This is a genomic window from Brevibacterium sanguinis (assembly GCF_003315415.1).
Classification (GTDB): domain Bacteria; phylum Actinomycetota; class Actinomycetes; order Actinomycetales; family Brevibacteriaceae; genus Brevibacterium; species Brevibacterium celere_A.
This window is the reverse complement of record NZ_QNSB01000005.1, coordinates 106,317-126,873: the sequence shown is the minus strand read 5'-3', so window position 1 is coordinate 126,873 and position 20,557 is coordinate 106,317. Positions and strand designations below refer to the sequence as shown.

At 69.0% G+C, this 20,557-nt stretch carries 21 protein-coding genes; 4 read left to right on the top strand and 17 right to left on the bottom strand.

Annotation, left to right across the window (positions count from 1 at the left end):
* Position 1 precedes the first annotated feature (1 nt).
* Positions 2–1,282, top strand: a complete 1,281-nt coding sequence (locus tag DFO65_RS08705) for a glycosyltransferase (RefSeq protein WP_342766921.1) — start codon at positions 2–4, stop codon at positions 1,280–1,282.
* On the opposite strand, the gene gluQRS is transcribed toward DFO65_RS08705, so the two are convergent.
* From gluQRS to DFO65_RS08640, 13 genes are all read right to left on the bottom strand, one after another.
* Positions 1,251–2,198, bottom strand: a complete 948-nt coding sequence (gluQRS, locus tag DFO65_RS08700; protein WP_113904034.1) for a tRNA glutamyl-Q(34) synthetase GluQRS — start codon at positions 2,196–2,198, stop codon at positions 1,251–1,253. The two genes, DFO65_RS08705 and gluQRS, sit on opposite strands and share 32 nt — an antisense overlap.
* Complete coding sequence (locus DFO65_RS08695; RefSeq protein ID WP_113904033.1) at positions 2,198–2,512, bottom strand: GNAT family N-acetyltransferase; 315 nt, start codon at positions 2,510–2,512, stop codon at positions 2,198–2,200. Before DFO65_RS08695 ends, gluQRS begins: the two co-directional genes overlap by 1 nt.
* A 128-nt stretch (positions 2,513–2,640) precedes the next feature.
* Entirely contained in the window at positions 2,641–3,483 is an 843-nt protein-coding gene (locus DFO65_RS08690) for an amino acid ABC transporter permease (RefSeq protein WP_113904032.1), read from the bottom strand.
* A complete protein-coding gene (locus DFO65_RS08685; protein WP_113904031.1) occupies positions 3,480–4,142 on the bottom strand; it encodes an amino acid ABC transporter permease in 663 nt (220 codons plus the stop codon). Before DFO65_RS08685 ends, DFO65_RS08690 begins: the two co-directional genes overlap by 4 nt.
* A gap of 68 nt (positions 4,143–4,210) precedes the next feature.
* Entirely contained in the window at positions 4,211–5,110 is a 900-nt protein-coding gene (locus tag DFO65_RS08680; RefSeq protein WP_113904030.1) for a glutamate ABC transporter substrate-binding protein, read from the bottom strand.
* A 52-nt stretch (positions 5,111–5,162) separates the two neighbouring features.
* A complete protein-coding gene (locus DFO65_RS08675; RefSeq protein ID WP_181778685.1) occupies positions 5,163–5,882 on the bottom strand; it encodes an amino acid ABC transporter ATP-binding protein in 720 nt (239 codons plus the stop codon).
* Positions 5,883–6,002: 120 nt separating this feature from the next.
* On the bottom strand, positions 6,003–7,694 hold the full coding sequence (locus DFO65_RS08670; RefSeq protein ID WP_113904254.1) for an AMP-binding protein: 1,692 nt from the start codon (positions 7,692–7,694) through the stop codon (positions 6,003–6,005).
* Positions 7,695–7,728: 34 nt separating this feature from the next.
* Positions 7,729–9,372, bottom strand: a complete 1,644-nt coding sequence (locus DFO65_RS08665; RefSeq protein ID WP_220151284.1) for an ABC transporter permease — start codon at positions 9,370–9,372, stop codon at positions 7,729–7,731.
* Positions 9,369–10,091 (bottom strand): molybdate ABC transporter substrate-binding protein, encoded by a 723-nt coding sequence (gene modA / locus DFO65_RS08660; protein WP_113904028.1) that lies wholly within the window; start codon positions 10,089–10,091, stop codon positions 9,369–9,371. Before modA ends, DFO65_RS08665 begins: the two co-directional genes overlap by 4 nt.
* Before the next feature lie 60 nt (positions 10,092–10,151).
* On the bottom strand, positions 10,152–10,553 hold the full coding sequence (locus DFO65_RS08655) for a TOBE domain-containing protein (RefSeq protein WP_113904027.1): 402 nt from the start codon (positions 10,551–10,553) through the stop codon (positions 10,152–10,154).
* On the bottom strand, positions 10,550–10,972 hold the full coding sequence (locus DFO65_RS08650; protein WP_113904026.1) for a molybdenum cofactor biosynthesis protein MoaE: 423 nt from the start codon (positions 10,970–10,972) through the stop codon (positions 10,550–10,552). The genes DFO65_RS08655 and DFO65_RS08650 overlap by 4 nt, the downstream gene beginning before the upstream one ends.
* Positions 10,969–11,439, bottom strand: a complete 471-nt coding sequence (gene moaC, locus DFO65_RS08645; RefSeq protein ID WP_113904025.1) for a cyclic pyranopterin monophosphate synthase MoaC — start codon at positions 11,437–11,439, stop codon at positions 10,969–10,971. The genes DFO65_RS08650 and moaC overlap by 4 nt, the downstream gene beginning before the upstream one ends.
* Positions 11,436–12,680 carry a molybdopterin molybdotransferase MoeA gene (locus tag DFO65_RS08640; RefSeq protein WP_113904024.1) on the bottom strand — a complete coding sequence of 415 codons (1,245 nt, stop codon included), beginning with the start codon at positions 12,678–12,680 and terminating at the stop codon, positions 11,436–11,438. Before DFO65_RS08640 ends, moaC begins: the two co-directional genes overlap by 4 nt.
* A 46-nt stretch (positions 12,681–12,726) precedes the next feature.
* Here DFO65_RS08640 and moaA point away from each other — a divergent pair, with 46 nt between their 5' ends.
* Positions 12,727–13,815: a GTP 3',8-cyclase MoaA gene (gene moaA, locus DFO65_RS08635; RefSeq protein WP_113904023.1), complete on the top strand. Its 1,089-nt coding sequence runs from the start codon at positions 12,727–12,729 to the stop codon at positions 13,813–13,815.
* A 1-nt stretch (position 13,816) separates the two neighbouring features.
* Positions 13,817–14,062 (top strand): MoaD/ThiS family protein, encoded by a 246-nt coding sequence (locus DFO65_RS08630; RefSeq protein ID WP_113904022.1) that lies wholly within the window; start codon positions 13,817–13,819, stop codon positions 14,060–14,062.
* Positions 14,063–14,117: 55 nt separating this feature from the next.
* On the opposite strand, the gene DFO65_RS08625 is transcribed toward DFO65_RS08630, so the two are convergent.
* Together DFO65_RS08625 and DFO65_RS08620 are read right to left on the bottom strand one after the other, a co-directional pair.
* Positions 14,118–15,218, bottom strand: coding sequence for a ThiF family adenylyltransferase (locus DFO65_RS08625; RefSeq protein WP_113904021.1), 1,101 nt, complete (start codon positions 15,216–15,218; stop codon positions 14,118–14,120).
* A gap of 60 nt (positions 15,219–15,278) precedes the next feature.
* Positions 15,279–16,481, bottom strand: a complete 1,203-nt coding sequence (locus DFO65_RS08620; protein WP_113904020.1) for a molybdopterin molybdotransferase MoeA — start codon at positions 16,479–16,481, stop codon at positions 15,279–15,281.
* 86 nt (positions 16,482–16,567) lie between these two features.
* On the opposite strand from DFO65_RS08620, the gene DFO65_RS08615 reads away from it, so the two are divergent.
* Positions 16,568–17,419, top strand: a complete 852-nt coding sequence (locus DFO65_RS08615) for a CPBP family glutamic-type intramembrane protease (protein ID WP_113904019.1) — start codon at positions 16,568–16,570, stop codon at positions 17,417–17,419.
* Positions 17,420–17,531: 112 nt separating this feature from the next.
* On the opposite strand, the gene DFO65_RS08610 is transcribed toward DFO65_RS08615, so the two are convergent.
* On the bottom strand, positions 17,532–19,004 hold the full coding sequence (locus DFO65_RS08610; protein ID WP_113904018.1) for a peptide MFS transporter: 1,473 nt from the start codon (positions 19,002–19,004) through the stop codon (positions 17,532–17,534).
* Positions 19,005–19,142: 138 nt separating this feature from the next.
* A complete protein-coding gene (locus tag DFO65_RS08605) occupies positions 19,143–20,387 on the bottom strand; it encodes an MFS transporter (protein WP_113904017.1) in 1,245 nt (414 codons plus the stop codon).
* Positions 20,388–20,557 lie beyond the last annotated feature (170 nt).

The following is a 20,557-nucleotide window of genomic DNA, read 5'->3' as shown; positions in this document are numbered from 1 at the left end:
CCTGTCCGAGCATAGACGCCCCCGAGCCCGGCGCATTCTCATCCCCTCCGAAACCTATGCCCCCGAGGTCAATGGCGCCGCGAAGTTCGCCGAGCGCCTGGCCGCGGGACTGGCCGCCCGGGGCAACGACGTCCATGTCGCCTGTCCCTCGGCGACCGGCAGGGCCTCGGTGAGCGTCGAGGACGGAGTCACCGTCCACCGCCTGACCTCCCACCGCTGGCCGCTGCACCCGACATGGACGATCTGCATGCCGTGGGAGACCAAGCCCGAGATCGCTCGCCTCCTCGACACGCTCAGACCCGACGTCGTCCACACCCAGGCCCACTTCGTCATCGGCCGGTACGCCTTCTCCGAATCGATCAAGCGCAACATCCCCGTCGTCGCGACCAACCACTTCATGCCCGACAACGTCCGCCCCTACGTCCGGGCTCCGAAGAAGCTCATCGACGGGGGCACCGCGCTGGCCTGGTGGGATCTGCGCCGGAAGTTCCAGTCGGCGGACTTCATCACGGTCCCCACCCAGCTCGCGGCCGATCTGCTCACCCAGAACGGCTTCACCTCACCGATCAGGGCGGTCTCCTGCGGCATCGACCTGCAGCGCTTCTCCCAGGTCAACGGCTCCGCGCCCGCCGTCACCCAGGGCAACGGCACGATGCCGACCGCTCGCGCCGAGGCGACCGGGGGCGGCGGGGACGCCCGTGCCGATGACGTGTCGCAGGCTCCGCCGCGGGTGCTCTTCGTCGGCCGTCTCTCCGCCGAGAAGCACGTCGACGACATCGTCCGCGCCGTCGCCCGCACCGACCCGTCCTTCGGGCTCGAGCTCGACGTCGTCGGCGGCGGTGACCAGGAGGAACCGCTCAAGGCCCTCGCGGCCGAGCTGGGGATCGCCGATCGCGTCCACGTCCTCGGCAAGATCAGCGACAAGGCGCTCATGGACGCCTACCAGCGCTGCACCTTCTTCTGCATGCCCTCGACGGCGGAGCTCCAGTCCATCGCGACCCTCGAAGCGCTGGCCTTCGGCAAACCCGTCGTGCTCGCCGACGCGGTGGCCCTCCCCCATCTCGTCAGGGACGGGGTCAACGGCTACCTGTTCCCTCCGCGGGACATCGCCGAACTCGCCGAGCGCTTCACCCGGATCTGCACCCAGGCACCGGAGGAGCGCCGGGCGATGTGCCAGGCCTCCCTCGACCTCGTCGCCGTCCACGACATCGAGTACACGCTCGACACCTTCGAGACGATCTACACCCGGGTCATCGAGGACAAGGAGCGCTCGGCGGCCTGAACACCGTCGGCTCGCGGACCATCCGGTCGAGGTCGAGTCCGTCGACCATGTCGTCGACGCCTCTCCACGGCCTCTCGCCGGCGGCGGGTCCGAAACCCAGCGACTCGCACACCCAGGCGAACACGTCCTCCGGAGACCAGCCCAGTCCCTTGAGCTGCTGATAGGTCACGGCCCCGTCGCGTTTGGCCAGCCGCGCCCCGGTGGGGCTGAGGACGAGTGGGACGTGGACCCACCCGGGCATGGGCAGACCGAGCAGTCGGGCGAGGTGGGCCTGTCGCGGGGCCGAGCTGGCCAGGTCGTCGCCGCGCACCACCTCGTCGACCCCGCTCGCCGCGTCGTCGACGACGACGGTGAGGTTGTAGGCGAAGACCCCGTCACCGCGCCTGAGCACCAGATCGTCGACGACCGCCGTGACCGGACCGAGGAGCGCATCGTCGATCGTCACCTCGAGGTTCTCCGCACGCAGACGCAGGGCTGGCGACCGTCCCGCGGCCGCCAGCCGGTCCCGCTGCACGGCCCGCTCCTCCTCGCCGAGGCTGCGGCACGTTCCCGGATAGGCGCCGGGTGGGGCGTGGGGTGCGCTCGGCGCCTGCTGGATGTCGCGGCGCGAGCAGTAGCACTCGTAGACGAGACCGGCGACGTCGAGGTGCCGGATCGCCTCGGCGTAGTGCTCGTGACGGGTCGACTGGACGAGCGGGGGCTCGTCGGGGACGACGCCGAGCTCGGCGAACACCGCGAGCTGGGATTCGGCGGAGCCTGCCCGCACCCGGTCGAGATCCTCGATCCGCCACAGGAACCGTCGCCCGGTCTGCCGTGCACGCGCATAGGCTAGCAGGCCCGAGCGGATGTTGCCGATGTGGAGGTCACCGCTGGGGCTCGGGGCGAACCGCCCCGCCCCGATCGCTGCCCGGCTCACTACTCGGCGATGAGGTCGCGGTACTGGGGGAAGCGGCGCAGGTACTCCTGGACGTAGCTGCACGTCGGGATGATCGCCCCGCCCTCGGACCGGATCTGGTCGAGGACATGGGTGACCAGGGTGCGGGCGAACCCGCGGCGGGAGAAGTCCTCGGAGATGATCGTGTGCTGGAGCTCGAGCGTCGTGTCGTCGACGACCCGGTACCCGAGGAAGCCGATGAAGGTCACGGGATCCTCGGTCGTGACCATCTCGAACCGGTCCCTCTCGGGGTGCTTCGTCACCGTGACGGGGGTCGGGTTGAGTTCCGGCTGCATGCGCGACTCCTTGGGGTCTTCGAACGGTCACCCCTAGTCAAACACACCGGCGGGCGCGAGCACAGGGGCCGTTCGACCCGGACCTCGGATCGAACGGCCCCGCGCGCCGCCGGTGACCTCGTCGGGACTCAGGTGACCGTCTTGGCCGAGAGTCCCTCCGCGTCGACGTGGGCGGTGGTCTTGCGCTGCAGGCGCTTCTCGAGCCAGCGCGCGATTCCCGCGACGATCATGTTGATGACGATGAACAGGACCGCCCCGACGAGGAATGTCGGCAGCAGGTTGTTGTACTCGCGGCCGATGAGATTCACCTGGTAGAGCAGGTCCTGGTAGGTGACGATGAAGCCGAGGGCCGAGTCCTTGAGCAGGACGACGATCTGGGCGATGATCGTCGGCATCATCGCCCGCAGCGCCTGCGGCATGAGGACGAGGCTCATCACCTGGCCCGACCGCAGTCCGATCGCCATCGCCGCTTCCTTCTGCCCCTTGGGCACGGCGAGGATGCCGGCGCGGATGATCTCGGCGAGCACCATGCCGTTGTAGAGCGTGAGCCCGATGACGACGGACCAGAAGGGTCCGATCGTGTTGCCGAAGATGAGGAACATCGCGAAGATGAGCAGCAGCACGGGCACACCGCGGAAGAACTCGAGCACGATGGTGCCCGGCACCGAGATGAAGCGCCGGCTCGACAGCCGCAGCAGCGCGAACACGACCCCGACGACAAGGGCGAGCAGCGAGGCGACGACGGCGACCTTGAGCGTGGCGAGCATCCCCTGGAGCAGCACCATCTGGATCTGCGCGAACGTGAAGGGATACCACTTGGCCGCCTCGAGCTGACCGGCGTCGGCGAACTTCCAGATGATGAACGCGACGATCCCGGCGAGCACGAGCGCGGAGACGATGGAGATGATGACGTTGTTGCGGCGGGCCTTGGGTCCGGGTGCGTCGAAGAGCACCTGAGTCGGGGCGGTCATCGCAGGATCACCAGCTTCCTCTCGAGGTAGTCGAAGATCCGGCCGAGGATCAGCGCGAGGAGGAGGTAGGCCAGCGCGGTGCCGAACAGGATCGGGATGACGAGGTCACCGCGCAGCTCGATGGCATTGCGCATCGCGGAGATGAGCTCGCGGTTGTTGAACGCCGAGGCGATCGAGGTGTTCTTGAGCATCGCGATGATGACGCTGCCCAGCGGCGGGATGACGGTGCGGAACGCCTGCGGAAGGATGACCTCGCCCAGCGTCTGGCCGAAGGTGAGCCCGACCGCGCGGGCGGCCTCGGCCTGCCCGACGGGGATCGTCGCGATGCCGGACTTGAGGGTCTCGGCGACGAAGCAGGCCGTGTAGGCGGTGAGCGCGATGGTCGCGTAGACGAACGAGTTGAACGAGCTCGACCCGCCGAAGCGGATGTCGAGGAACGGCAGTCCGAAGGCGCAGAAGAACATCACCAGGGTCAGCGGCGTGTTCCGCACGACGTTGATGTAGGTCGACGCGGCCACTCGCAGCACGGGTGTCGGTGAGACCCGCATGCCGGCGAGGATCGTGCCGAGCACGAACGACCCGACGAGGGCGACCGTGAAGAGCTTGAGGGTTCCCCAGACGCCGCTGCCGAAGAGCCGGAGGAGTTCGGGAAGGTCCATTCCAGGTTCCTTAATCGATGCGAGGGCACCCGCGGGTGCCCTCGCATCATGTCAATCCGCTGCCGGCGTCAGTAGCGGTCGATCTCGGGCATCTGCACGCCTTCGGCGGAGCCGAGGGTGTACTCGAAGGCCTCTGTCCACTTGCCGTTGTCCATTCCCTTCTCGAGGGCGTCGTTGACCGCATCGCGCAGGGCCTGGTCGTCCTTGGGCAGGCCGACGCCGTAGGGCTCCTCGGTGAAGGGCTTGCCGACGACCTTGAACTCGCCCTCGAACTGTGCGGCGTAGCCGCGCAGGATCGCATCGTCGGTGGTCACCGCGTCGACGGACCCCGACTGCAGGTCGGTCACGCACTTGGAGTACGTGTCGTAGGTGACCAGTTCGGCCTCCGTGTACTTCTCCTCGATGTTCTGCGCGGGAGTAGAGCCGTCGACCGAGCAGACCTTCTTCCCGGCCAGATCCTCGGGACCGGCGATGTCGGAGTCGGCGGCGACGAGCAGATCCTGTCCGGCGACGTAGTACGGACCGGCGAAGTCGACGACCTTCTTGCGCTCATCGTTGATCGTGTAGGTGGCGACGACCATGTCGACGTTGCCCTGCTGGAGGAACGGCTCGCGGTTGGCCGAGACCGTCTCGGTGAACTCGATCTGATCGGCGCTGAACCCGAGCTCGGCGGCGACCATCTTGGCGATCTCGATGTCGAAGCCCTCCGGGGTGTCCGAGCCGGCCTTGACGTTGCCGAGTCCGGGCTGGTCGAACTTCACGCCGACCGTGAGCTTGCCGGCGTCCTTGGCCGCCTGCCAGGTCTTCGAGTCGGCGACATCGGCCGATTCGTTGACCGTGTACTCGGGGGCCGCCTTGGTCTCTCCGCCCCCCTCGGCCGGGGCGTCGGGGGTGCCGCCCTGGCCGCAGCCGCTGAGTGCGAGCAGTCCCACCGCGACTGAGGCGATTGACAGGCTGAGCTTCTTCATTGCTTCTCCTAGTGAGGTTGGTGCAGGGATCCGGGGGTGTGGATCTGAGGAATCAGTGAGTGAGGATCTTGGACAGGAAGTCCTTGGCGCGGGAGCTCTGCGGGTTGGTGAAGAACTCCTCGGGTTCGGCCACCTCGACGATCTCGCCGTCGGCCATGAAGACGACGCGGTTGGCCGCCTTGCGGGCGAATCCCATCTCGTGGGTGACGACGACCATCGTCATCCCGTCACGGGCGAGCTCGACCATGACGTCGAGGACCTCGTTGATCATCTCCGGGTCGAGCGCCGAGGTGGGCTCGTCGAAGAGCATCACCTTCGGCTTCATCGCCAGCGCCCGCGCGATCGCGACGCGCTGCTGCTGCCCGCCGGAGAGCTGCGCGGGGTACTTGTCGGCCTGGTGGGCGACGCCGACGCGTTCGAGCAGGGCCATCGCCTGCTTCTCGGCCTCGGCCTTCGAGAGCTTGCGGACCTTGATCGGGCCCAGGGTGACGTTCTCGAGGATCGTCTTGTGGGCGAAGAGGTTGAACGACTGGAACACCATGCCCACGTCCGAGCGCAGGGCCGCCAGGGCCGCGCCCTCGGCGGGCAGCTCCTTGCCGTCGATGGTGATCGTGCCCGAGGTGATCGTCTCGAGCCGGTTGATGGTCCGGCACAGCGTCGACTTGCCCGAGCCCGAGGGGCCGATGACGACGACGACCTCGCCGTGCCGGATGTCGAGATCGATGTGCTTGAGCGCGTGGAAATCACCGTAGTGCTTCTCGACGTTCGCCATTGACACAAGTACCTGTGATTCAGCTCTCATGGCCTCTGATCTTAGTGAATGGAGCGCGCTGAGGAGAAACCCCGCGTGCTCCCGGCTCAAATGCAACCGACTTGTGACCTGGGGAATCGGTCAGTGCGTCCCGCCCCTCACGATCCGCTCGCCCTCCTCGCGGAGTTCGACCTTGCGGATCTTGCCCGAGACCGTCATCGGGAAGGACTCGCGGACCTCGACGTAGCGGGGGATCTTGAAGTGGGCGAGATGACCCGTGCAGAACTCCCGCACCTCCTCCGCGCTCAGCGACTCCTCGCCGTCCTTGAGGATGACCCAGGCCATGAGCTCCTCCCCGTACTTCTCGTCGGGCACTCCGATGACCTGGACGTCCCTGATCTTGGGGTGGCGGTAGAGGAACTCCTCGATCTCGCGCGGGTAGATGTTCTCGCCCCCGCGGATGACCATGTCCTTGATCCGCCCGGAGATGTCGACGTAACCGTTCTCGTCCATGATCCCCAGGTCGCCCGAGTGCATCCAGCGGGCCGCGTCGATCGACTCGGCGGTCTTGTCGGGTTCGTTCCAGTAGCCGAGCATGACGGAGTAGCCGCGGGTGCAGAACTCCCCCTTCTGGCCGCGGGGAACCGTCTGCCCGGTGACGGGGTCGACGATCTTGACCTCGAGGTGCGGCATCACCCGCCCCACGGTCTGGGTCCTGGCCTCGAGCGAGTCGTCGACGCGGGTCATCGTGGAGACCGGCGAGGTCTCGGTCATTCCGTAGCAGATCGCGACCTCGTCCATGTGCATGTCGTCGATGACCCGGCGCATCACCTCGACGGGGCAGGGGGACCCGGCCATCACCCCGGTGCGCAGGCTGGCCAGGTCGAAGCCGGGGAACTCGGGGTGCTCGAGTTCGGCGATGAACATCGTCGGCACGCCGTAGAGGGAGGTCGCGCGCTCCTCGGCGACGGCGCGCAGGCTCGCCAGGGGGTCGAAGCCCGGGGAGGGCAGGACGATCGAGGCGCCGTGGCTCAGTGCCGCGAGGTTGCCGATGACCATGCCGAAGCAGTGGTAGTACGGGACCGGCAGGACGACGACGTCCGCGGGGCCGTAGCCGAGGAGCTCGCCGATGAAGAAGCCGTTGTTGAGGATGTTGTGGTGGCTCAGCGTCACTCCCTTGGGGAAGCCCGTGGTCCCCGAGGTGTACTGGATGTTGATCGGATCGTCGGCGGACAGCGCGTCCATCGCCTGGCGCAGGCGCACCTCGTACTTCGCGTGCGCGTCGTCGAGCAGTCCCCGACCGAGGTCCATGAGCAGGGCGAAGGACTCGCGTTCGGAGATCACCGACTCGCCGAGGAGGTCGCCCGGGACCGTGTCGATGAAGAGCAGATCGAGGCCGGCCACCTTTCCGGCGACCTCGGTGGCCATCGCGTGGTAGTCCGAGTGCGGTGGCGCGGTGATCTGCGAGACGAGCAGGCTCATTCCCGACTGCTTGACGACGTATTCGAGTTCGTGGACGCGATAGGCGGGGTTGACGTTGACGAGGATCGCCCCGATCTTCGCCGTCGCGTACTGGATGAGCGCCCATTCGGCGACGTTCTGGGCCCAGATCCCGACCCGGTCGCCCTGGGAGACGCCGCGTTCGAGCAGTCCCGCCGCGAGGGCGTCGGTGTCGCGGTCGAACTGCGCATAGGTCCACCGTCGACCCGAGTGGCGGTCGGTGAGGGCGGGCGCCTGGGCGTGCACGGCGGCGACGGCACGGAAGTTCGCGGGGATGGTCTCGCCGAGCAGCGGTGTCGTCGAGGGGCCTGAGGAATAGGAGAGCTGTGGCATGTGACGGGTCCTTTCCGCAGAGGGCAACTGTGACTTACTGCACAGTACTCCATCGGCGGTCGCCGGCGCAGAAGCTCGTGAGGAAATCGTGGCCGGGATCGCCCGGAGCGGTCCTGACCTCGGTGAGCGGTGCGACGGTGACGGCAGTCCCCTTGTCGATGTGCACGAGCGTCGTCGCGAGTGCAGTGACGTCGTCGACGTCGTGGGTGATGAGCAGTGCGCTGCGCCCGGTGAGCTCGTGGGCCAGCACCTGCCGGGTCTCGATGCGGACGTCGACGTCGAGGGCGGCCAGGGGCTCGTCGAGGAGGAGCAGCACCGGATCGATGACGAGTGCCCGGGCCAGGGCGATCCGGGCGGCCTGTCCCCCGGACACCGCTTCGGGGCGGCGGTGGGCGAGATGGCCGACGCCGAGGCGCTCGAGCATCGCCGCGGCCGTCCGCCGGGCCTCGGACTTCGGTCGCCCGTGCGCGCGCAGCCCGAAGGCGACGTTGTCGATGACGCTGAGATGGGGGAAGAGCAGGGGGTTCTGCCCGAGGTGGACGATGCCGCGGGCATGGACGGGCGGCCACTGACCGGCCGCGAGGTCGAAGATCGGCGAACCGTCGATGCGCAGCCGGCCCGTGTCGGGAAGGAGGGCGCCGGTCATGATCCCGAAGAGGCTCGACTTCCCTGCGCCGTTGCGTCCGATGATCGCCGTCGTCGATCCCCCGGGCAGAGTCAGGTCGAGGGCGAGTCCGCGTTCGGCCAGGCGCGCACGAAGGCTGATGGCCCCGGGCCGCTCGGCTCCGGAAGTCGGCGCCCCGGCGGGAGGTGGATCCGCGCGCCGGTCCGCCTCGGGGCGCCCATCCGCCTGGGAGTCGCTCTCGGGTCGGATCCGCAGGTTCGGGGCGTGCGGGGAGCGGTAGGCGAGGACGATGATGAGCACCGCGACGGCGATGAGCAGCAGCGACAGCGCGATCGCCGCACCGGGGTCGGATTCGCGCACGAGGTAGATCTGCAGCGGCATGGTCCGGGTGACGCCGGACAGCGATCCCGCGAAGGTCAGGGTCGCCCCGAACTCCCCGAGCGACCGGGCGAAGCACAGGATCGCCCCGGTGATGATGCCCTGCCGCAGCAGCGGGAGGGTGATCGAGACGAGCACCCGGGTGGGTCGGGCCCCCAGCTCGGCGGCGGCCAGTTCGTGGTCCCGACCGCGGGAGGCGACAGCGGTCTCGACCGACATGACCATGAACGGCAGGGAGACGAACACCTGGGCGACGACGACGGCCGCGCTCGTGTAGGCCAGCCCGAGGCCGAGCTCCTCGAGGGTCGAGCCGAGGACCGCGCTGCGTCCGAACGTGTAGAGCAGCGCGAGCCCGCTGACGACGGGCGGGAGCACGAGCGGGAGGAGGATGAGGGTGCGCAGGATCCGGTGCCCGGGGAACGGCCTCGCCGCGAGCAGGCAGCCCAGGGGGAAGCCGATGAGGACGCAGACGAGCGCGGAGATCACCGAGGTCGTCAGCGACAGTCCCATGGCCAGCCGCGATTCCGGGGCGAGCAGGACCTCGCCGAGGTGGGCGAGGTCGACGCGGGCGCTCAGCCCGATGATCGGCAGGAGGAGGACGGCGACGCCCAGTCCGGCCGGCGCCCAGAGCCATCCCGGGGCTCCCGGTCGCCGGTCCGCGACTCGCCTGCTCACGGCGCACCGAACCCGGCGTCGGTGAGGATCCGCTGTGCCCGGTCGGAGCGGAGGAACTCGACGAAGGCGCGCGCATCGGCCTCTTCGCCCCCGGCGACGGCGGCGGCCGGGTAGCGGTTGACCACGTCCTCGGCGCCGTCGAGGACAACCTCGTCGACGTCCGGGTCGGCGCGGCGCACATCGGTGCGGTAGACGATCCCGGCATCGGCCTGGCCGCTGCTCACCTTGCCGAGGACATCGGTGACGGAGTTCTCCTCGCTGACCGGATCGAGGTCGGCTCCGACCGCCTGCTCCCACCGCTGGGTCGCCGCCCCGCAGGGCACCTGCGGGGCGCAGACGACGAGGTCGACGCCGGCGAGGTCGTCCGCCGAGGCGATCGCCCGCGGGTTGCCGGCGGTCACCGCCAGGCTCAGGGTGTTGGTGGCGAACACCGCGGGCTGCCCGACGAGGGCTCCCCTGGACTCGAGATCGCCCATCGTCTCCACGTCTGCCGTGGCGACGACATCGGCAGGCGCCCCTTCGGAGATCTGGGCGACGAGGTCGGCCGAGCCCGCGAAGGAGAATCGGACGTCGACATCGGTGGAGAAGCCGTCGGCGAGGTCCTCGAACACCTCCGAGAGCGAGGCCGCAGCGAAGACCGTGAGCGTGCGCTCACCGGGGGACGCACAGCCGCTGACGGCGACGAGGAGGAGGGCGCAGAGCGCGACGGCGGACTTCATTCTCCCATCGTAACCGCAGATGCGTCTTTCCAACCGTGCTTGAACCGCATCCGCGGCTGCTCAGTGCTCCTGGGGTCGGTCGATCGAGATCATCGTCGCCTTGACCGAGGCGGTGGCCACGATTCCGGCCTCGAGGTCGAGCTCCCGGCATGCCTCGGCCGACATCAGCGACACCACCCGGTACGGTCCGCATTGGAGGCTGACCTGGGCCATCACCCCGTCGACGACGACATCGGTGACGAGACCGGTGAAGCGGTTGCGCGCCGAGCTGAGGACCCCGCTGGGGTCGTCGAGCGTCGCACCGGACTCCTGGGCGATGGCGGCGAGCTCGCGTCCGTCGACGACGACGCGGTTCGACTCGTCCCGACCGCCGGTGATCCTGCCGTCGGCGATCCAGCGCCGCACCGTGTCGTCGCTGACGCCGAGGAATCGCGCCGCCTGACCGATGCGCAGACGGCTCATTCGAGGGCTCCCACCCATTCGTCGTCGCCGTCGGTGAAGTACTGGTGCTTCCAGATCGCGACCCGCACCTTGACCTCGTCGACGAGCTCGGCGCAGGCGGCGAAGGACTCGCGCCGGTGCGCCGAGGCGACGACGGCGGCCAGCGCCACATCGCCGATGACCAGATCCCCGACGCGGTGGACGACGGCGATCCTCACCTCGGGGTGCCGGGATGCGATGTCGGCGGCCACCTCGGCGAGCTGCGCGGCCGCGAGGGGATGGGACTCGTAGGACAGCCGCAGCACCCCGCGACCCTCGTCGTGGTCGCGGATGACGCCGGAGAAGCCGACGACGGCCCCGCAGTCCTCGGCGGCGACGAGAGGTTCGAGATCCTCGGTGCTGATGGGCGTCTCGACGATCGCGGTGTGGACGACGCTCATCCCTCCCGGCTCCAGTCCCCGCTGCGTCCGCCGGACTTCTCGACGACCTTGATGTCGCCGATGACGGCCCGGTTGTCGACGGCCTTGATCATGTCGAAGATCGTCAGGGCCGCCACCGACACCGCGGTCAGTGCCTCCATCTCGACACCAGTCTTCGACACGGTCCTGACGGCGGCGCGGATGCGCACGGCAGCGGAGTCGAGCTCGAACTCGACGTCGATACCAGTCAGCGGCAGAGGATGGCACAGCGGGATGAGATCGCTCGTCTTCTTGGCCCCCATCACCCCGGCGATGCGCGCCACGGGCAGGGCATCGCCCTTGGGCAGCCCCGCCTCGGCGATCATGTCGATGACCTCCGGACGGGTGGTGATGACGGCGGTGGCGACGGCCCGTCGCTTCGTCACGTCCTTGTCCCCCACGTCGACCATGTGGGCCGCGCCGGTGTCGTCGATGTGCGACAGTGTCATGAGATCCTCCAGGTCTTGAGCACGACGTTCTCGTCGGCACGGTCGGTGCCCGGGGCGGAGTCTCGGCCGCCGGGGGCGTCGGGTCCATCGTCGCACGGCGGGATGAAGACGAGGTGCGTGCTCCGGGCGTAGCTGTGGAGCAGGTGGGAGCGCGACCCGCCGACGAGTTCGAGCCCGGACCCGGCGAGCACGGCCCGCCGGATCTGCAGCTTCCCGCTCGGGGGCGCCTCGTCGAGCCCGCCGGGAAGGCGGTGGTGCTCGACGGGGCGCGGGTCCTCGTCGACGTCGAGGCGCAGCAGCGCCGGCCGGAGGAACATCTCGAAGCTGATCAGGGCGCTGACGGGGTTCCCGGGCAGAGCCACCCACGGATGCCCGGCCAGCGTTCCGCAGCCCTGGGGTCCGCCGGGCTGCATCGCGACGACGGTGAAGTCCATGGCCGCGGTGGGGTCGAGGTCCGCGGCGAGTTTGACGACCTCATGGGCGCCTTTGGAGACGCCGCCGGTGGACACGACGAGGTCGGCGTCGCTCGCGCTCACCTGCTCGAGCAGGGCCTGCGGGTCATCGGGGACGCTCAAGGTCTCCACCGAGGCACCGAGGCGGTGCAGATGAGCGGCGAGGGTGATCGCGTTGGCGTCGTGGATCCGGGCGGAGGCCTCGGGGCCGTCGCCCGGCGCGGCCGCGATCTCGTCGCCCGTGCTCACCAGCAGCACCCGGGGCAGCCGCAGGACCTCGAGCCGGTCCACTCCGCAGGCGGCCGCGACTCCGAGGCGGGCGGGTGAGAGCATCGCCCCGGCCTCGAGGACCCGGGTGCCGGCGGTGACATCGCTGCCGCGGCGGCGGACGAAGTCACCGGCTGTCGCGGGCCTGAGTAGGGTGATCTCGGGGGCGTCGAAGCGTCCCGGCCGCGTCGCTTCGACGGGCACGACGAGGTCGGTGCCGGGAGGCAGCGGGGCGCCGGTCATGATCTCGACAGCGGTCCCCTCCTCCACCTCGGTGCCGACGGCACCCGCCGCGACGCGGCCGCGCACGGGGATCGGACCGCCGGTCCCGGCCGTGGACGCCGAGAGTGCGTACCCATCCATGCTCGAGTTGTCGAACCCGGGGACGTCGATCGGCGAGCGGACATCGGCGGTCAGCCGACGCGGCCGATCGAGCAGCCGCGTGAGCTCGAGCGTCTCCGTTCCACCCAGTGGAGAGATCAGCTCGCTCACACGTCGACGATGCATGATGGGTTGTGTCATGGGACGATACTATCGAAGGTGTCGTCGACGAGGAGGAGGACCGCAGATGGGCAGGATCAGCTTGCCGACGCCTGTGCCGAGGACTCCGACGGTCGACCCCGGAGCGACGTTCACCGCCCATCGGGAGGACTCCCTGCTCGACACGTTCGGGCGTCGGGCGCGCGACCTGCGCGTGTCCCTCACCGACTTCTGCAACCTCCGCTGCAGCTACTGCATGCCGGAGGAGGGCGTCGAGTTCATGTCCCGCGAGTCGGCGATGACGGCCGAGGAGATCGTGAGATTCGTGAGGATCGGGGTCGAGAAGTTCGGCGTCGACCAGGTCCGGTTCACCGGTGGCGAGCCGCTGACCCGCCGGGATATCACCGACATCATCGCCGGGGTCGCCGACCTCGACCCGCGGCCCAACATCGCGTTGACGACGAACGCGATCGGGCTCGACAACCGGGCGCAGAGGCTCAAGGACGCCGGTCTCGATCGCATCAACGTCTCGCTCGACACCGTCGACCCCGACACCTTCGCCCGGATCACCCGGCGGCCGTTCCTCGACCGCGTCCTCGCCGGCATCCGCGGGGCGCAGGACGCCGGTCTCGACCCGGTCAAGATCAACGCCGTGCTGCTCCCGGGAGTCAACGACCAGCAGGCTCCCGATCTCCTCGCCTGGTGCCTCGAGCGGGGCCTGCGCCTGCGCTTCATCGAGCAGATGCCCCTCGATGCCGGACACTCCTGGGCGCGGACGTCGATGATCACGGCCGCGGACATCTTCGCCCTGCTCGACCCCCACTACATCCTCACCCCGGACTCGGCGCCGCGCGGCGGTGCCCCCGCGGAGAAGTTCCTCGTCGCCCGCCGGGATCGGCCCGATGTCGTCCTCGGCGACGTCGGGATCATCGCCTCGGTGACGAGGCCCTTCTGCGCCGACTGCACGCGGACCCGGCTCACGGCCGAGGGACGAGTGCGCACCTGCCTGTTCTCGCGCACCGAGGTGGACCTGCTCTCGGCCATGCGCGCCGGCGCCGACGACGAGACGATCGCGAACCTGTGGAAGGGCGCCCACTGGGCGAAGCTCGCCGGCCACGGGATGGACTCCGAGGATTTCGAACAGCCCCAACGACCCATGAGCGCCATCGGAGGATAACGTGTCACAGGTCAGCGTCCGCTTCTTCGCCGCCGCCCGCGAGGCCTTCGGGACGAAGGAGCAGTCGATCACCGCCGGCAGCCTCGGCGACGTCGTCTCCACCCTCACCGAGGCGGCCAGCCCCGAGGCGGCGACCGTCCTGTCGCGCTCGAGCTTCCTCGTCAACTCCGTCGCCGCGACCGACCGTGATCATCCGCTCGCGGAGGGCGACACGATCGACGTCCTCCCGCCCTTCGCCGGCGGCTGAGCCTGGTCGTCGTCGCCGGCCGAGCGGAATCGCCGGCTGCTGAGCCGACGAGACCTCAGAGTCGGGAGAGGTAGGCGAGGTATCCCCCGGACACCGAGCTGACGTCGAAGCCCCGCGCGCGCAGGGCGGCACAGGCGCGGGCCGAACGGACGCCGGATCGGCAGTAGAGGGCGACGCTGCGACCGGCGATGGCCTCAGGATGCTCCAGCAGCTCGTCCATCGGCAGGTGCTCGGCACCCGGGACCATCCCGGCCGACACCTCCGCGGGCTCCCGGATGTCGATGAGGTCGACCCCACCGGGGAACTGCGCCCACGTCACGGTGGGCGTCTCGTCCGTGCTCGTCGGGCATGCGGCCGTTCCCTGCTCCCCCGCCCCTTCGCCGTAGTCGCCGAGGTGGCTGTGCAGGTCCGCCACCGCCGGTCGCCGCGGATTCCGACCGACGGGCACCGTCTCCCAGGTCGCGGTGAGACTGTCGTAGATCGACACGGCATCGTGCAGCGGGGTGCCGATGCCCGCGAGGAGCTTGATCGTCTCCATCGCCATCGCCGCCCCGATGCTGCCGCACAGGGCGCCGATGACTCCGGCAGTGGCGCAGTCGGGCACCGAACCCGGTGCGGGAACGACCGGGTAGAGGTCGCGCAGGGTCGCGCCGCGGCGGGCGTCGAAGACCGCGACCTGGCCGTCGAAGCCGAGGATCGTGCCCCAGACGAGCGGCACCCCGAGGATCTCGCAGGCGTCGTTGGCGAGGTAGCGGGTGGCGAAGTTGTCACTGCCGTCGACGACGACATCGGCTCCGCCGACGAGGTCGAGGGCGTTGTCGACGGTGAGCAGGACCGGATGGGTGACGATCTCGATGGAGGAGTTGAGCTCGGCGAGTCGGTCCCTCGCCGAGTCGACCTTGCGGCGGCCCACGCCGGTCTCGGAGTGGATGAACTGGCGGTGGAGGTTGCTCAGCTCGACGACGTCGGGGTCGACGATGCTCAGTCGGCCGACTCCGGCGGCGGCGAGGTAGGTGAGCACAGGGGCCCCCAGGCCGCCGGCGCCGATGACGAGGACATGCGCGTCCGTCAGCGCCTCCTGGCCCGCAGCTCCGAAGCCGTCGAGGCGGATCTGGCGGGCATAGCGCTGTCGTTGGGCGGAGGTCAGGGGTGCCATGCCTCCCAGTCTAGATCGCTCCTCGGCAGGACCGCCCGCCCGGTCATGGGCGGCCTCGACTCAGCAGGGAAGGATGTCGACGACATCGCCGGGACGGAACGCGGCCGGGGCTCTCGGCACCCGGATGATGGCGTCGGCACGGGCGAAGTCGTGGAGTCGGGAGCGCGGCATCGCCTCGACCTCACCGTTCGGGGTGAAGACTCCAGGTCGCAGGGAGACGCCTCGAGGGTGACCGCTGAGATCGTCGCCGGCGGCCACTGCCTTCCGCCACCGGTTCGCCAACGGTCCCGCCCCGAGGAGGGTGCGGGCGAAGAGGTGGAAGGAGACGTGTGCGGCGGCGGGGGTGCCGGGGAAGTGCAGGAGGGGCGTTCCCCGGTAGCGCCCGTGGCCCTGCGGTCCCCCGGGTCTCATGGCCACACGGCCGAACGTCGAGTGGGCTCCTTCGAGGGCCGACCGCACGACCTCATAGGCGCCCTGGCTGATCCCCCCGGTCGTGATGACGAGGTCGGTGTCGGCGCTGAGCTCCTCGAGCACCTGGAGGAAGGCCTCGGGGTCGTCACCGCAGACGCGGGTGTGCGCGCTGGCGCCGGCACTCGCGATCGCCGCCTCGAGCATCGGCAGGTTCGAGTTGAGGATGAGTGCGGCCGGGCTCTGCGCCGAGGCGTCGGCGACGACGGCGTCGGGAGCGCCGAGTTCGTCACCGGTGACGATGAGCCCGACATGCAGCGGACGGGTGACGTCGACGGCGGCGATGCCGAGCATCGCGAGCAGGCCGGTCCCGGCATCCGTGATGAGGTCTCCGGGTGCGAGGACGACGGTCCCGGCGCCGACGTCCTCTCCGACCCTCCGGATGTTCCAGCCGGACGGAAGGTCGGCGGGAAGGTCCGCGATCCGGATCGTCGACGGAACCCCACCGGCCGGCTGCGCGTCGGTGAACTCGACCGGGACGACCGCCTCGGCGCCGGAGGGCACATGGGCGCCTGTCATCACCCGGACCGCCGTGCCCTGCTCGAGGACCACGTACGGCCGTCCTGCCGCGATGTCGCCGACGACGCTGACCTCACCGCCCGATCGCGCGGCTGCCAGCGCCGCCGCATCGAGGGCGAAGCCGTCCATCGCCGAGGTGGGCACTCGCGGGACGGACTGCGGGGCCCTCACCTCATGCGCCGTGCGTCTCCCCAGCGCCGCCTCGAGGCCCACGACCTCCGACGTCGGCCGGGGACGCAGATCGGCGAGGAGTCGGTCATAGTCTTCGGGTTCCACGGGGCTCCTTCCTTCAGTGTCCGATCCTACGAGGTCGCCGACCGCGGGCAACGCCATGGGAGACGGCGGTGGCCTAAGGTGAGACCGTGGACAAGGACCTCGCACCCGGAACCGAGACGCGACAGCGCTTCGCGGTCGTCTCGTGGCCGGGCTCCGCCGCTCTGCTGCTGGCTGCTTCGGCCGTGCTCATCTTCGGCGTCGGCACCTCGGTTCCCGACTGGCGAAGTCTCGGTTACGTTCCGATGATCGCTGCCATCGCTCTCGCCTGGTGGGTCGACCGTGAGTTCGGCCGGGATCTCACCGTCATCGCCGCCTGCCTGGCGCTCATCTCGTCGATCTCCGTCGAGGCCGACATCTCGTGGACGAACATCGCCCGGATGGGCGCGGTCCTCTCCGCCGTCGTCATCGGTCCGTGGCTGATCACCCGGCAGTGGTTCGGTGACCGGACGATCGTGTTCCCGCGCCGGCGGGGGCGGAAGTGGTCACCGCTCGAATGGTCGTGGCTGGTCTTCGTCATCGTCGTCGCCTGGCTGATCCTGCCGCCGTACTTCATGGGCACCGGGGTCTACCGCAACTGGCCGCCGGTGACCGAGTGGCACGAGGTGCTGCGCCTGTTCTTCGGCGTCAACGCCGTGGGCATCTGGGACGAGCTGTTCTTCATCTGCACGGTCTTCGCCCTGCTGCGCAAGCACTTCGCCTTCTGGAGCGCGAACGTCATCACGTCGATGATCTTCGTCGCCTTCCTGTGGGAGCTCGGCTACCGTTCGATCGGGCCGCTGCTGACGATTCCGTTCGCGCTCATACAGGCGTTCGTCTTCACCCGGACGAAGTCGCTGCCGTACACGATCACCGTCCACCTGCTCTTCGACGCCATCGTCTTCCTCACGATCGTCGCCGCCCATCACCCGTGGCTGCGCGTGATCTTCCTCGGATTCTGAGGCGACCCGTCCCGCAGACGACTCCGCCCTGCCCACCGGTCGGTCTCCGGTGGACAGGGCGAAGGGGCTCTGACGGCAGCCGCGTCGACCCGGCGACAGCCGCCGGACTGCCTCAGCGCACTCCGCGCAGGGCCTTGAGCATCGGCTTCGTCAGCGTCAGGGCGAGCAGACCGAGCACGATCGAGGCGATGCCCAGTGCCGTCCAGTACGGCACCTGGTTGGCCGCGTCGTAGTAGCCGCCGAGCACACCCGAGAGCGCGGTGCCCACACCCGAGGAGAGGAAGAACACGGCGATCATCTGCGACTGGAACACCTTCGGGGCGACCTTCGTCGAGAACGACAGGCCGACCGGGGAGATGAGGAGTTCGGCCCACACGAAGAGCATCATGATGAGCATGACCCACAGCAGCGGCGTCTGGTTGGCGCCGGCGGTGGCGAACGGCAGGAACAGCAGGTAGGCGATGCCGATGATGACGAGCGACAGGCCCGCCTTGACCGGAGTCGAGATCTGCCGCGTTCCCAGCTTCATCCAGATGGTGGCGAAGATCGGGGCGAAGATGATGACGAACAGCGCGGGGATCAGCTGGATCCAGTTGATCGGCATCTCCCAGCCGAAGATCATCCGGTTCATCTGCGAGTCCGAGTAGGCGGTCATGACGCCGAAGACCTGCTGGTAGAGCGACCAGAACACCACCGAGGTGACGAAGAACGGGATGAACGCGAGCACCCGGGAGCGCTCCTCCGGCCCGGCCTGCGGGCTCGTGAGCATGACGACGAAGTAGCAGGCGGCGGCGCCGGCGGAGATTCCGGCGGTCCACCAGGCGAGGTTGCCGGGGTTGACCACCTCGGTCATCCAGGCGATGACGACGAGCACGACGACGAGCACGATCGCGGCGAAGAAGAGCACCAGCTTGGACGCGGGCAGCGGGTTGACCGGGTGCCGCGCCTCCTCCGGCAGGGACTTCCTCGCGGTCGCATAGATGATGAGTCCCAGTGCCATGCCGACGGCGGCGGCGCCGAAGCCGAAGTGGAATCCGATCTCCTTCTGGAGCAGTCCGGTGATCAGCGGCCCGAGCAGGGCTCCGATGTTGACGCCCATGTAGAAGATCGTGAAGCCGGCGTCCCTGCGCGGATCCTTCTCCTCATAGAGCTCACCGACGAGGGCGGAGGCGTTGGCCTTGAGCCCGCCGGAGCCGAGCGCCACGAGGATGAGGCCGCCGGCGACGCCCGCGTATCCGGGGACGAGGGCGAGGCAGATGTGGCCGGCCATGATGATCATCGCCGAGTAGAAGAGGACCTTCTCCGCGCCGACGACCCGGTCGGCGATCCACGCTCCGAGGATCGTGGCGAGGAAGACGGCGCCGCCATAGGCGCCGACGATGCCGATCGCCGTCGGCTGGGGCATGCCCAGTCCGCCCTCGGAGACCTGGAAGTACAGATAGATGGCGAGGATGCCGTTCATCCCGTAGTAGGAGAAGCGCTCCCACAGTTCGAGGCTGAACAGCTGCAGGAGAGGGAAGGGATGCCCGAAGAACCGGGTGTCGTTCCGCACGGCCTCGGTGCTTGTCGAGGTGCTCGTTGACATAGTGTGCTTTCCGTTGTGCCGGGCGAGGCGCGCCAACGTCGGTGCGCATCGCAATGGACAAGCGGTGATATTACTCTCCGGACACCTCAGGCGTCACATGGCCGGATGATTGGGACGGACCGTCCCAATCGGCGGAAATCAGGTGTGAACCAGGTCTCTTCTCCGGCGTCGGGCGCGGATGAGCAGATTGAGGAGACCGGCGAGGACGACGAGCGCTGACGCCGCCATCGGGACCATCATCGCGGTCGCCGTCCCCGCAGCTTCGGCGAGGATCCCGTTGACCGCCGAGGCGAGCGACTGACCGACGATGATCGCCGAACCGACCATCGACATCACCGTCGCCGATCGGCCCTGCGGGCTGCGTTCGGCGGCGAGGCTGAACAGGGTCACCAGGGTCGGACCGACTGCGCAGCCCATGAGCAGCAGGGCGATGACGACCATGATCATGTCGGCGGCGACCGACATGGTCACGGCCCCGGCGAGCAGCACCGGCGCGAAGCACAGCCACCGGGCCCAGAGCGCGAATCGGGGTGAGAAGAAGGCCACCGAGATCGCGAAGACGGCCGAGCCGATGCCCATGATCCCGTAGATCAGGCCCGCCTGCTCGGGATGCCTGAGGTCGTTCGTCAGCGAGGTCAGGGCGGTCAGCGTCGAGCCGAAGACCATTCCGATGCCGAGGACGCCGAGCACGATGACGAGGATCCCGAAGGTGAACAGCTCTCGTGCAGGAGCCTGGACCGGGGTGTCGGCGGCGGCGTGGGGTCGCACGCGACCCGTGCGGTGGAGGGCGAAGGAGGACACGAAGACCAGTGTCATGACGACCGCGCCGATGATCGGGGCCACCGGGTGCAGGGCGGTGGCGAGGAGTCCGACGACGAAGGGCCCGAAGACGAAGACCACCTCGTCGGCCGCGGACTCGTAGGCCATCGTCCCGTTGAGGACCTTCGGCCGGCGCTGCGCGGGCAGGCGCGACATGACGATCTCGACGAGGCGCGAGCGCGACATGGGCGCGACCTGCGGGGCGGTGGCGCCGATGGCGAAGGCCGCCGCGAGGACGACCCAGTCGGACAATGGCGAGTAGACCACCCAGGCCATGAAGATGAGCGCCAGGCAGTTGAGGAGCCCGACGACGAGGAGGACGGGGCGCTGTCCCCATCTGTCGGCCGCGGCACCGATGAAGGAGCCGAAGAGCGCGGTGCCGAGACCGACCATGGCCGAGTTGATGCCGCCGAGGCTCATCGACCCGCGCCCGGCGACGACGAGGGTGAGGACCCCGATGACGACCATGGCGTAGGGCAGGCGGGCCATGAACGCGATGGGGAAATAGCTGCGCCCGACGACGGAGAGCAGCGACGGCGACGTGACGGTTGTGGTGCTGTTCATCTCAATCCAGTTCCTACCCGCTGTCGCGGGGTTTCGTGCCGCCGTGGTGACCTGGATCAAATCACTCGGTAGATGCACAGGGTTGCTGTGTGCAGGGTCGGACCGCCGCGATCGGACCGCTGACCGGGGAATTCGTGTTCCCGTCAGCACGGGCGACCGTGACAAGACAC